The sequence below is a fragment of the Desulfosporosinus meridiei DSM 13257 genome (assembly GCF_000231385.2).
Lineage (GTDB): Bacteria > Bacillota > Desulfitobacteriia > Desulfitobacteriales > Desulfitobacteriaceae > Desulfosporosinus > Desulfosporosinus meridiei.
The window spans coordinates 3,074,636-3,086,770 of the sequence record NC_018515.1 but is presented as its reverse complement, the minus strand read 5'-3'; the positions used below and the strand labels follow the sequence as shown (position 1 = coordinate 3,086,770).

Below are 12,135 nucleotides of genomic sequence, written 5' to 3'. Positions count from 1 at the left end.
AGAGGAAGGATGCGAGGGGAAAAGAGTAGAAATATTAGAGTGGAATGATTCAGCTGTTCCCGGCACTTAGCGGATAAAATGCTAGGGTAGTAAATTTCATTTGAGTAATCATTTATTTGAGATGTGGAGAAAAGGATAATGGCACGTAGGTTGCTAAGCGAAGTACACCCAATATTCTACTTTTTATCGGTATGGTTTCGGAGATTGATAACATATTTAAAGTGGAGCTTTGAGGGTAAAACGTTTGCTTCTCTAAAAAGTACCGAAAAGCTACCATATCGAGTGAAGAAACATCAGTCTGTACTGATTAGAAAACTCGGTGATACAGACCTGCAGTTGCAACATAACAAAGTTAAAAATCTCTCAATAGCGATTGGGCGGATTGATGGCATTATTATAAGGCCTGGTGAAACATTTTCTTTTTGCAAACTAGTAGGACTCACAACTAAGCGTAAGGGATATTTACCAGGTATTTTGTTGTCTTGTGGAGAAGCAAAGCCTGGCATTGGTGGTGGTATCTGTCAAATAGCTAACCTAATCCATTGGTTGGTTATTCATAGTCCTTTGACTGTTACCAAACGGTATCATCACAGTTTCGATCCTTTTCCAGATGACAGAAGGGTGTTGCCCTTTGGTAGTGGGGCAACCGTTTTTTATAACTATATAGACTATCAGTTTATGAATTGTACCGCATATACTTTCCAACTAAGACTTTGGCTTTCGGAGAAGTGCTTAGAAGGAGAACTGAGGGTCGATCAGAACCTAGACTTTGCTTATCATGTATTTGAGAAAGACCATCAGTTTTTAAAAATTGGGAATAAATATTTCCGAAAAAATGAAATATGGAGAAATAAAATAATTAGAAGGAAAAGCGGGGAAATATTAGAGACTGAATTAGTAACAAAGAATTTTGCTGAGGTCAAATATGTACCAGACACCTATGAGCAGTCGGATGAGTTGAAGCAGCCAAGAGGCGTTTATGAAGATTAATAAAAAATAAATGCAATAATGATAAAAAGGTCCTATTAATAATGGTACAAAAGACCTATTCCTATGGTATAATTGACCCAATAAATATACCAGTGACGACATTAGCAAACTTGAGCGAAAGCCAAGGACGCAAAGCCATGGGTCTTCCAGTTGTATAACTGATGATTGCCAGGTTACCGAATCACCGAATCAGTTAAACCTACAGTCGTCACAGCCAAGAAGGTGTGGCGATTTTTCTATGAAGAATGAAGAAGTTATCTGATTATATTTCCTGGCTTTTGGAGACGAAGTGTGGGGGGGTGTTAAAGTGCCAATAATATCGGTTATTTGCTATCTTTGTACTCTAATGTTCTATACCATGGGATATTTAAAAGTGTTGGAGCTCAATGCAGGTCACGTGAGTACTCGTGTTTCTACTACTTATGTATCTCAAGCAACGAGTTATTTTGTTTTAACAATCTTCTTTGCTTTATACGGTTCCCTTTTATTTTACGTTAAGACTATTAAGGATAAAGAGATTAAAATAATGACGCCGAATTTAGACTTAAAGCACCCTAAGAAAACGGATATTAGAAGACGAGCAAGCTGATCCAAAAGCACAGATTCAAAATCACGTCCTTTAACAAAGGCCCGTTGAGTGCTCATGACTGAGAGCTCAACGGGTCTTTGTTAAAGGATTGATAGAAGCGACAGAGGATTCTCATGAAACATCTTCTGTCCTAGGCAATGATTCCTTGCCTAGTGACAAAAGACGATTTATTAATATTTAGATAAGAAAAACCAGCTATTTGCGGTGATTGCTTTTTATGCGTTCTTTTTGGCATTATATTACGTATTTGTTTACATTTTTTCAGCATAGGAGTATTATATTCAACAGTTTCATCAAACATTGATTCCATCGGCAAGTCAACACTAACCTAGCATAGAAGCGGTATTGAAAGGAATGTCGGACTTGAGAGGCGATAGGCAGAAGGTTTGTTTTACGTATCAATATGAGAGTTTTTATCATGAACAGGGCATTCTAAATTAAGCATCTATATAGGTGGTGTTGAAAATCAAATATGCTTTTAAACGTTATTTAATTGGCCGTCCTTTAAGATCAACTGAAATAGGAGAACAAAAACTTAACAAGAAAAAAGCCTTGGCGATACTTTCGTCTGATGCTCTATCCTCCGTAGCGTATGGCCCGGAACAAATATTGATTGTACTGGTAACAATTGGAGCCACGGCCATTTGGTATTCAATTCCGATAGCAATGGGAGTCCTTGTTTTATTAGCAGCGTTAATTTTATCTTATAGGCAAGTTATCTTTGCTTATCCACATGGCGGTGGAGCATATGTTGTATCTAAAAACAATTTGGGGGTTAATTTTGGACTAATCGCAGGCGGTTCTTTGTTGGTAGATTATATTTTAACAGTTGCTGTCAGCGTTTCAGCGGGTACTGATGCAATTACCTCCGCGTTTCCGACATTACATAATCATAATGTCAGTATTGCCATCTTTTTTGTTGTTTGTATTACACTTCTTAATTTAAGAGGAGTAACAGAATCCGCTTCTATTTTAGCCTATCCGGTTTATTTGTTTGTTGTAGCCTTAGTAATATTAATTGGTGTTGGTTTATATAACATCTTTACCGGCCAAGTACAACCTGGACTGCATACCCCCATAGGAACCCCTGTGGCTGGAATTAGTTTGTTTTTACTCCTAAAAGCCTTCGCTTCGGGAAGTTCTGCATTAACAGGTGTTGAAGCCATTTCGAATGCTATCCCTAACTTCAAAGACCCTGCGCCCAATAATGCAGCTAAAACCTTAATTGCAATGGGAACACTCTTGGCGATATTATTCTCTGGAATTGTTTGCTTAGCCTATTATTACGGAATAACCCCTGTAGTAGAACAAACAGTTGTATCCCAAATTGCTGAAACTATCTTTGGGCGTAACTGGATGTATTACTTTATTCAGGGTACTACCGCATTAATTTTAATCCTTGCAGCGAATACAGGGTATACAGCTTTTCCATTACTGGCTGTCAATCTTGCCAAAGACAAATTTATCGCAAGAATGTTTACCGTACGAGGAGACCGTCTGGGATACTCGAATGGGATTATTATCCTGGGATTATTTTCCATAATTTTAATTATTGTATTTGAAGGGGAAACAGAACATCTTATCCCACTTTATGCTATTGGGGTTTTTATTCCTTTTACTTTAGCCCAGTTAGGCATGATGAAAAAATGGATTCGTGAGAAGCCAAAAGATTGGACTTCAAAACTTATTATTAATTCGTTAGGTGCTCTTATTAGCCTTATTGTAACGGTAATGTTTTTCTTAACGAAATTTCTACAGGTATGGCCAGTCCTAGTCTTCTTACCGATTATTATTTATCTGTTTCATAGTATTCATAGGCACTACGAAAAAATCGCCGATCAATTGCGTATTTCACCCCATGAACCAGCTATTCCAATTGAAGGGAACGTAATCATTGTCCCTGTTGCAGGAATTACCCGGGTGGTAGAGAAATCCTTAAACTATGCAAAATCCTTATCTGCTCAGCAAATTATTGCGGTCTATGTATCATTTGATAGAGAAGATGAAAAGAAGTTAGAACAAAAGTGGGATAAGTGGCAGACTGGCGTTCGCTTAGTCACATTACATTCTCAATATAGAAGTATTATTCAACCGCTATTTAAATTTATGGATACCGTCGAGCATAAAGCTAAAGAGTTTAATTATCAAGTTACAGTGATTATCCCGCAATTTATTCCCAAAAAAGGTTGGCACAATATTCTCCATAACCAATCGAGTTTACTTATCCGAGCCTTCTTACTTTTTAGAACGGATTTAGTTGTTATCACAGTTCCCTATCATCTAAAAGAATAGTTTTGAAAAAGGACGCTTAACTTCAAAGAGGTAGGTCTGAATACCTCTGAAATGATTGTAAAGCATCTATATTGTGACAAAATTAAAAACTGCATTCTTTTTATTGGCACTATAGACCTCACGCTTTTCTGGGGCATGGCATATCCTATAGCGGTATCTGAAAAGACATTCCGTAAAAGGATGGCAGCCGATATGAGAATGGAAAATTCCAACAGGACGCTTGAGCAAATCGCGTCCGAGATTAACTTTATCAAGGAGGAAAGCGGTAAAATGCTGCTTAGCAACGCCGTTGAGATCGGACGGTGTCTGACGGAAGCCAAAGAGCTGGTACCCCATGGTGAGTGGCTCAAATGGTTGACTGAATCCGTGAGTTACTCCCGAAGCACAGCCAGCAGACTGATGAAAACCTTCCGGGAGTACGGACCTATACTCTCCTCTCCCGACGGAAAAGAGAGGCCAAATGGTGCATCGATGCACCATTTGAACTACACCCAAGGGCTCATCCTTTTTGGTATTCCGCTAGAGGACCGGGAACAATTTATAGCGGATAATGATGTTGGGAATATGAGCCAGCGGGAGCTGCGGCAGACAATTAGTGGCCGGACGCCTCAGGAAGAAGACCTTCATGAGCCGGAAAACCTGATGAAGCAAAAGCAAGGAAGTGCAGCGGAAGAGGCAGTGGCAGCAGCGGAAAAGGAAAATGCAATAGATAAACCTATAGATATACCTTTGGATAAACCAATAGAACTGATCCCGGTGGAACGAAAAATCATCAAGCCGAAAACTCTGAAAGCTGCGCTGCCGGCAGAGAATACCAATACCGACAGCATGATATACGACGCCCAATACGCCATGCACCGCGACAACATGCTCAGCGCTTACGGGGAACTCCTGAAAACTCTCGTTGACTTAAACAGAGCAGACCCAGTAAAGAAGGAAGTAAACAGGAAAGAAGCGTTAAAGATAGCGACTAACATGGTGGAGACGCTGAAAAAATATCCTCCCGGGATTAAAACAAATTTGAATATTAAAAAGGATCGAGACTAGCTCACAAAAAGATGCCGGAAGCGGCATCTTTTTGGTATCTTCAAGGCACTTAGAGACCATAATCCAGTTGACTGGTAGTGCCAAAAACATTAGAGACATTAAATATCTATGACTGCTGCCGAGGCAAGGAAGCTTTTGCCGTCTTGAATTTGAAATTCGATTATTAGCAATATGTGATGGAAGCTATTCTTTTTATCAAAATAATACGATATTATATTAGGATAATTTTTCATGTACGAGGGGAAAAATGGATACAAAATTTCTTCTGGATACAAAGCTGCATATGCCGTCTGTCAGACTGAACCATATACGCAGGGATATTCTTAATAAAAAGCTAGATGAGGGACTGGATAAAGCGCATAAAATATTTATTGTTTCCGCTCCGGCGGGATACGGTAAAACAACGCTTATTTCCGGGTGGCTAAGCCGGTTGGACTACAATTACACTTGGTTATCTCTGGATGAATATGATAACGATCCTTTAAAGTTCATATGCTATCTGCTCGCCACAGTCCGAAAGATAAATAAAAGGTTCGGAACAATGGTAGAGGATTTGATGGCTGCACCAAAGCTGCCGGGTGTGGAAACTGTTAGTTTATATATGGCAAGAGAGCTGGAACAGGTTCAAGAGCCTTTTATTCTGGTTTTTGATGATTACCATGTTATTAATAACGCCTACATCAATGAACTGTTAAAAAAACTGCTTGATTCCACAGCTCCAAGACTTATTTTAATTACTCGCAAGGAACCCTCTTTGGCCTTTTCCAGGTGGAGAGTTGAAGATAAAATAACCGAGCTGAATTCCACGGATTTAAAATTCACAAGTCCAGAGATCAGCAGTTTCTTTAGCAGATATTTCAATTTAGATTTTGACGATGATATGCTGAAAATCGTTGAAAAGCAGACGGAAGGCTGGGCTGCGGGCATGCAATTGACCGGTTTGTCCATAAAGAATATGGAAAAAGCCCGGGCGAAAAGCTTTATGAAAGAATTTAACGGTAATAATCGGTTCATTGCAGACTACCTAATGGATGAGGTACTGAAAAGCCAGGAGGAGCAAATCCGTATTTTTCTGAACGGGACCTGTACGTTGAAAAGATTTAACGGAGAGCTCTGCGAAGCTGTAACGGGCATCAAAGACAGCAGAAAAATCATAAAACAGTTGGAAAAGGATAATCTCTTTATTGTACCCTTGGATGACACGTATACCTGGTATCGATACCATCATCTATTCTCTGAATTTTTAAGGATGGGCCTGAATAAGGACCGGAAGGCAGAAATGTGCAGAAAGGCGAGTCTGTGGTGCAGGGAGAACGGATTTACCGAAGCGGCTCTGGAATATGCCTTGGAGGCGAGAGACGGAGAGGCGGCGGCAAGTCTGGTTAAAGATAAGGCAATGGAGCTTTTTCAAAAAGGGGAGTTAAAAACCCTACTTTCATGGTTGAATTCAGTATTGGCAATAAAGAAGGAAAAGGAGGGTATTCTGGAAGTATATAGGGCCTGGTGCCTGTTGATTACAGGAGAAATCAATGAAGCAAATCAAGTGATCGATAGCTTGGAATATATAGAGGAGAGCAACAATGATCCGATAATCCTAGGAATGGCAAAGGCATCCGCGCCTTTCAGATATAAAAGTGACGATAAAGAGCAGGCTTTGAAGGATGCAGAAGAAGGCCTTTCACTCGTGAAGGACAAGCAGGAGCTTTTCTATTATGGAGGGTTAATTGCTCTGGGACACGCCAATGGTTTGAACGGACATACCCGCAAAGCGGAAGCCTTGCATGCCAAGGTTCATGAAGGAGCCCGCAGAAAAGGTTACCGTTTCCTGGAGGTGACTTCTCTTCACGATGTGGCATTTTATCTTAATTGCATGGGGAAGAGAAGAGAAGCCCTCGCCTTATGTGAAAGAACCCTGGAAAGATTAACGGATCATGGCGGGAATCACTTGCCGATGGCCAAAATTGTCTATTTGCCTGTGGGGATGCTGCTGTATTGCGCCAATAAGCTGGAAGAAGCGCAAAAGTATCTGGAAGAAGGCATCGCATCATACCAGGAACTGGGTTTTGCTCATTTGGGAGGGCTGGGGGAATGGTATTTAGTATTGTTGCTTTATAATACGGGAGAAAAGGAAAAGGCTTTCGAAATGGCATATCGATTAAAAGCTTATTATAAAGATTTTATAGCCTATAGGATCACCGTATTTTTTGAAGCATTGGAAATGGAGCTGTTTCTTAGGGAAGGTAATATTGAGAGGATTTCCATGTGGCTGAAGGAACCGGGAATCACCTTTGATAGGATATCGGGGATATCGGACATAAACCCCTATTTTACCTACATAAGGGCTTTGATTGCGCAGAAAGATTTCTTCAATGCCCGGACAGCTCTTGAAGAGAAAGAAGAACTTGTCAGAAAAGAAGGCAGGCATGGAGAGTTAATTACAGTCCTTCTGCTGTCAGCTCTGGTCAAGAAACACTTGGGGAGGGAGGCCGAAGCTCTGGTCTATGTCAGAGAAGCAGTGACACTAGCCGCCCCTGAAGGCTATGCAAGATATTTTATCGATGAGGGAAGCGAGCTGCTGGAACTGCCTTCTAAAGTGAGAGATATGGCTCCGGAATTTATTGATAAATTATTCGAGAAAGAGACAAAAAAAATTTACGGCCAGACAGATCTTCTCAGGAAAAGGGAAATAGAGATTCTCCTGCTTATAGCCGAAGGTCTGTCCAATGATGAGATCGCTGTAAAGCTTTTCATTACAACCGGAACTGCCAAATGGCATATCAACAACATATTTTCCAAGCTGGAAGTCAATAAGCGCACTCAGGCAGTGGACAAGGCAAGACGTCTTAACATAATCAACTGAGTTTTAAATTTTTATAAAAAACAGAAAAAAGCCCTACTTTTCACCTAACTTTCGATAGGTTAAATGTCGGGCTTTTTTATTTACAATGAAAATAATCGAGAAAATTGTAGAAATTTATATTACTCGATTGAAATTAAACTAAAGGGGAGATATCATGACAAAATTTTCACACCCATCAAGATGGCTAGTCATCTTGGCAATTATCACATTAGTTTTTTCTATGGTTGGTTGCACGAATACTGAGTTTCCAAAGGCGGAAGAAAGCGTAAATGGGTTTTTCAAATCATTAAGCGAAGCTGATTTGAAAAAGGCAGAGTCATATTGTGCCTCTGATACCGGTAATTTTACATTTGCTGACCCAAATGAAGAAAAGCTTGCAAAATTAATCTTTTCAAAAACGAAACATGAAATCCTCTCTTCAGTAGAAGAAGGCGAGACGGCAACTGTTAAAGTCAAGCTAACCAATCTAGATCTCCAGAAAATTTTTGAAGAGATAATTGGGAAAATCATGGATGAAGCGTTTAATTCCGCTTTCGCAGGCGAAGAAATTTCTGATGAAAAAATGGAAGAAAACTTGATGAAGCATCTGGAGGAAAGTATATCAAAGCCGGATGCTCCCGTTCTGACAAATGAACTTGAGATTACATTGAACAAAGATAAGGCAAAAAAAATGTGGGTGATCCAAGATAACGATACCTTTGTCAATAACCTTACCGGGAATCTTAATGAGTTGCTTAGTCAATAAAATATTCCGCCAAGGCCCCACTGGGTTAATTTTTCTCTTCAAAGGGCTGCGTGAAACTAAAGTTTCGACACAGCCCCATCCAAGAGTGAGAGGGTGCTATTCTTCCGGTTCTTCCACTAACTCCGTACTATCACGCAAAATCACGGCATTGAGCGGGTTTTCTGAGAGGCTGAATAGGGCGGCAGCAACTTCGTGAAGGGCTTCATGATCAGCATCGGGTTTCACGAAGTTTAAGCTCTTTTGCTTGATTTGGGGACCACCGGCAGGTGCCACCCCGTCTTCATATTTCAACACTAAGGTTGAAGTCAACGGCTTATCAATGATAGGCATCTCTTTTCCCTCCCCTCTTGATCCAGAGGCCGCTAGATTCGGCATGGTTCTATATAATATGAATCTGCTTGTACTATGGTTACTGTAGGGAAGCATCTTTGTCCAGAAACCTATTCTTTTATGGGCACTAGAGCCCTCACCCTTGTCTGGAGCTCGGCATATCCTATAGTGGTATTACCTAAACTCTCCTCCCTTGCCTGAGAAGAGAAGTCAAATGGTGCATCGATGCACCATTTGAACTACACACAAGGATCAACTTCATTTATTCCGTCAATTATATAGGGTTAAATTTGAGGGGTGTATTAGCCCCTCTTTGTTATTATTAGGTTGCGTTTTATAGATGAATCATAAAAAGTTTTTCAGATATACAGGAAAGATAGATTGGTGTGGTAACCTATACTTAGAGGTAAAAAAATGAAAGGAAAGTGCTTGAATTTTGAATATATCGGACAAGGATTATCTGAGTAGTTTTGAACGAGACAGACATATGGAATTTAGCAGAAGTATTATTGAAGGCGTGGAAATCAAGCGGTGTAGAAACAATCCCCATGCTTATAAGTCACACGTCCATAATGAACTTTCCTTAGGGTATATCCTGGAAGGATCCACTGATTTGTCATTGAACGATGGGATTATCCATTATAGATCAGGCGATGGAGTCATTATACCTCCATTGCTGACTCACAGATGTGCACCAAAAGATATCAATCACTGGGCCTATGTTATGTTATTTGTTGATCCCAGTTACTACAGTGATTTAGTATGCTTTAGTCAAGCAAAACAGTTAACAGGGAATCAAGCCCAGAAATTAAAAGGCTTCATTGAACAACTGCTAATAGAAAAGATTCCGGACACCTTGGAAAATATTCTTATTGAATTATTGTTGGAGTTTGGAGATAAAGAGATTTCGGAAAATACTACTACAGATACCAGTGAAATGGTCAAAACCATCCATGATTATATCTTAACTCACGTGAATGATGTTATAACCTTAGATAAACTTCAGCAGATATCCGGGTTAAATAAATTCTCTATAATCAGGAATTTTAAGAAATTATATGTCACCACACCTGCTGCCTACCATTTACAATATCGGGTAGCTGAAGCAAAGAGGTTATTAAGTGAAGGTGTAGACGTTTTTGATATTTGTGAGGAATTGAGATTTTATGATCAAGCCCATTTGATACGAGAATTCAAGAAAATGTATGGTATTACTCCGGCAACCTATACACAGCAAATAAAAGGATAGTGTCAATTTTATACAATACAGCTCCTTATTATTTAGCTAATCTAAACTTAGCAAAGATAAGGAGAGTGGCTATGAATAGAATTAAATTAGTACTTATTATGATTATCTGGGGGAGTCTGGGTGTGTTTACCAGATCCATCCCCTTATCTGCTTTAAGTTTAGCTTTTCTGAGAGCCTTAATTGCCCTGCCGGTTCTTTTTGTAGTTATGAAAATGAAAAAATCGGATCAGTTAAAATGGTCTCTGTTAAAACCCTATCTTATTTCAGGTGCATTACTGGGTTTTGGCTGGTTAACTTTATTTTATGGGTTCAAACATACCAGTATTGCATCTGCCGTTATGATCTACAATATGTGTCCGGTATATGTCATGGTTGCTGCACCGCTGTTATTGAAAGAGACTATCTCAAAGATTCAAATTGCAGTTATTTTTATCTCCTTTCTAGGCCTCTGTCTGATTGTTGGAGATAATTTAGCAGAAGGTTATGGATACATGGGACTGGCACTTAGTGCTATTTCAGGGATGCTTTACGCAACCATTGTGTTGATTAACCGCAGTATTAAAATCAGGGTGGATAATCAAACGGCAACCTTTGTACAAATATTTACGGCGATGATTGTTTTGCTGCCCTTCATATTGTTTGATGGAAATATTTTATCGGTTGTAGACTTAGATGCCAGGGCAGTTACTTATACCATTCTACTGGGCGTATTACATACAAGTGTGGCCTATACCCTGTTCTTTTCCCTCTATACACATATGAAATCGGTAGAAATAGTGTCCTACAGTTATTTGGAACCTTTATTTGGTATTTTGTTCAGCGTGATCTTTCTCGGAGAGACATTAACACTCCCTCAGATTATGGGCGGGATTTTGATCTTGGGCTCAACCTATATTGGGGAAATCCTTAAGGATAGAAGATTTTTCAAGAATAAGACTACAATTAATCGGAGCCCAAACATAAAAACGTCTTTTGATGTATCCTCATCAAAAGATTAAGTATAAGGAAACAGATAAGCTTATCCCTTTAGCGGAAGCTGAGGAGTAATAAGTGCACCACAAAAAAGCAGCTGTTTATGTGAAGGCTGCTTTTTTAGAGTGCAAGTTCCTATACTTAGCATAATGAGTTTTTAGTTCTCTCTAAATCAGTGCTTGAAGTATTTCACGGAATTCGAATCATCAACATACTATGTCATATAAGGAACAAGCTTAACGGCTTGTGAAGGATTGTCAAGCTTGGCTAGGTTTAAGGGCATCAGCAAATGATCTATAAACGTACAATAAGTTCCATGTCTTAATTAGGGACAGAGGGGGCTTGGTGTCGGTAGCAACAAAAAAGAGGTGGTGCTATGGTGGGGGAAAACTTAGTCACGGAACAATTATGTGAAAGAACCCATAAGGGAGTAGATAAGCAGTTGGAAGTCGCTGAGCGAAGATTGAATGCACATAGTGAGACAATAATTGATTTAAAGATAATTATCACTCAGCTCACTCAGCTTTTGGAGACAACCTCAAAGACATTAGAAACTATGGAAAAACGTATTTCAACCTTAGAGACATCTCATGAAGAAGTAACAAAGGAAACTAGCTTTTGGCAGACCCCAGGTGGGCAATGGATTATCAAAGGTTTTGTTATCCTAGCCATTATTATCACCCTTGCTGCGATTGGCCAGAACATTAATCCTGAGTTTCTTTCAAGTATATTTGGAAAGTGAGTTAAAGACTTTTTCATTTCAGTAATCTTTCAGTTAGTCCTCAGGTTTGTTTCAGACTATTATTGCATAATGAGATTGTCCTCAAACGGTTTTTTAATCTTTTCTCAAAACTACCTCCTTCTTTTACCCCTCCTACGAGGGGTTTTTTCTTTTATCATTTACAACTGCGTAAAGAAAAAAATGCGTTGGATAGTAAGCTGAATGATTCTATCACAATTTGTCTAAATAATGAACCAAATTACTGGGGTTTAAAGAATAAAATGTGTTATAATATAGAAAATTCAGTTTAAAAGTCGTCGATGCGAAAGTGAGCTGATTC

General features: G+C 39.4%; 10 protein-coding genes and 1 riboswitch. Of the genes, 9 read left to right on the top strand and 1 reads right to left on the bottom strand.

What is annotated here, in order from left to right; translation table 11 throughout:
- Positions 1-138 precede the first annotated feature (138 nt).
- The 6 genes from DESMER_RS14275 to DESMER_RS14250 all read left to right on the top strand — a co-directional run bounded on the left by DESMER_RS14275 (position 139) and on the right by DESMER_RS14250 (position 8,523).
- Positions 139-990, top strand: coding sequence for a VanW family protein (locus tag DESMER_RS14275; protein ID WP_014903764.1), 852 nt, complete (start codon positions 139-141; stop codon positions 988-990).
- A gap of 93 nt (positions 991-1,083) precedes the next feature.
- Positions 1,084-1,171, top strand: a riboswitch (cyclic di-GMP riboswitch).
- 126 nt (positions 1,172-1,297) lie between these two features.
- Positions 1,298-1,579 (top strand): hypothetical protein, encoded by a 282-nt coding sequence (locus tag DESMER_RS14270; protein ID WP_242830986.1) that lies wholly within the window; start codon positions 1,298-1,300, stop codon positions 1,577-1,579.
- A gap of 465 nt (positions 1,580-2,044) precedes the next feature.
- Entirely contained in the window at positions 2,045-3,871 is a 1,827-nt protein-coding gene (locus DESMER_RS14265) for an APC family permease (protein WP_042334564.1), read from the top strand.
- Positions 3,872-4,063: 192 nt separating this feature from the next.
- Positions 4,064-4,918 carry a DUF3102 domain-containing protein gene (locus DESMER_RS14260; protein WP_014903761.1) on the top strand — a complete coding sequence of 285 codons (855 nt, stop codon included), beginning with the start codon at positions 4,064-4,066 and terminating at the stop codon, positions 4,916-4,918.
- Between the two features lie 247 nt (positions 4,919-5,165).
- Complete coding sequence (locus DESMER_RS14255) at positions 5,166-7,778, top strand: winged helix-turn-helix domain-containing protein (protein WP_014903760.1); 2,613 nt, start codon at positions 5,166-5,168, stop codon at positions 7,776-7,778.
- A gap of 154 nt (positions 7,779-7,932) precedes the next feature.
- A complete protein-coding gene (locus DESMER_RS14250; RefSeq protein WP_014903759.1) occupies positions 7,933-8,523 on the top strand; it encodes a hypothetical protein in 591 nt (196 codons plus the stop codon).
- Positions 8,524-8,619: 96 nt separating this feature from the next.
- Here the strand turns inward: DESMER_RS14250 and DESMER_RS14245 are convergent, their stop codons facing one another.
- The gene (locus DESMER_RS14245; protein ID WP_014903758.1) at positions 8,620-8,853 is read right to left on the bottom strand and encodes a DUF1659 domain-containing protein; all 234 of its coding nucleotides are present in this window, start codon (positions 8,851-8,853) and stop codon (positions 8,620-8,622) included.
- A gap of 487 nt (positions 8,854-9,340) precedes the next feature.
- On the opposite strand from DESMER_RS14245, the gene DESMER_RS14240 reads away from it, so the two are divergent.
- The 3 genes from DESMER_RS14240 to DESMER_RS14230 all read left to right on the top strand — a co-directional run bounded on the left by DESMER_RS14240 (position 9,341) and on the right by DESMER_RS14230 (position 11,816).
- The gene (locus tag DESMER_RS14240; RefSeq protein ID WP_042333790.1) at positions 9,341-10,102 is read left to right on the top strand and encodes an AraC family transcriptional regulator; all 762 of its coding nucleotides are present in this window, start codon (positions 9,341-9,343) and stop codon (positions 10,100-10,102) included.
- A 71-nt stretch (positions 10,103-10,173) separates the two neighbouring features.
- Positions 10,174-11,100 (top strand): DMT family transporter, encoded by a 927-nt coding sequence (locus DESMER_RS14235; RefSeq protein WP_014903756.1) that lies wholly within the window; start codon positions 10,174-10,176, stop codon positions 11,098-11,100.
- 350 nt (positions 11,101-11,450) lie between these two features.
- Positions 11,451-11,816, top strand: a complete 366-nt coding sequence (locus DESMER_RS14230; RefSeq protein ID WP_014903755.1) for a hypothetical protein — start codon at positions 11,451-11,453, stop codon at positions 11,814-11,816.
- Positions 11,817-12,135 lie beyond the last annotated feature (319 nt).

Bases quoted from the DNA above. Each gene is read 5' to 3' on its own strand.
- DESMER_RS14275 (WP_014903764.1), top strand. From the start codon at position 139: ATGGCACGTAGGTTGCTAAGCGAAGTACACCCAATATTCTACTTTTTA.
- DESMER_RS14260 (WP_014903761.1), top strand. From the start codon at position 4,064: ATGAGAATGGAAAATTCCAACAGGACGCTTGAGCAAATCGCGTCCGAG.
- DESMER_RS14255 (WP_014903760.1), top strand. From the start codon at position 5,166: ATGGATACAAAATTTCTTCTGGATACAAAGCTGCATATGCCGTCTGTC.
- DESMER_RS14250 (WP_014903759.1), top strand. From the start codon at position 7,933: ATGACAAAATTTTCACACCCATCAAGATGGCTAGTCATCTTGGCAATT.
- DESMER_RS14245 (WP_014903758.1), bottom strand. From the start codon at position 8,853: ATGCCTATCATTGATAAGCCGTTGACTTCAACCTTAGTGTTGAAATAT.
- DESMER_RS14240 (WP_042333790.1), top strand. From the start codon at position 9,341: ATGGAATTTAGCAGAAGTATTATTGAAGGCGTGGAAATCAAGCGGTGT.
- DESMER_RS14235 (WP_014903756.1), top strand. From the start codon at position 10,174: ATGAATAGAATTAAATTAGTACTTATTATGATTATCTGGGGGAGTCTG.
- DESMER_RS14230 (WP_014903755.1), top strand. From the start codon at position 11,451: ATGGTGGGGGAAAACTTAGTCACGGAACAATTATGTGAAAGAACCCAT.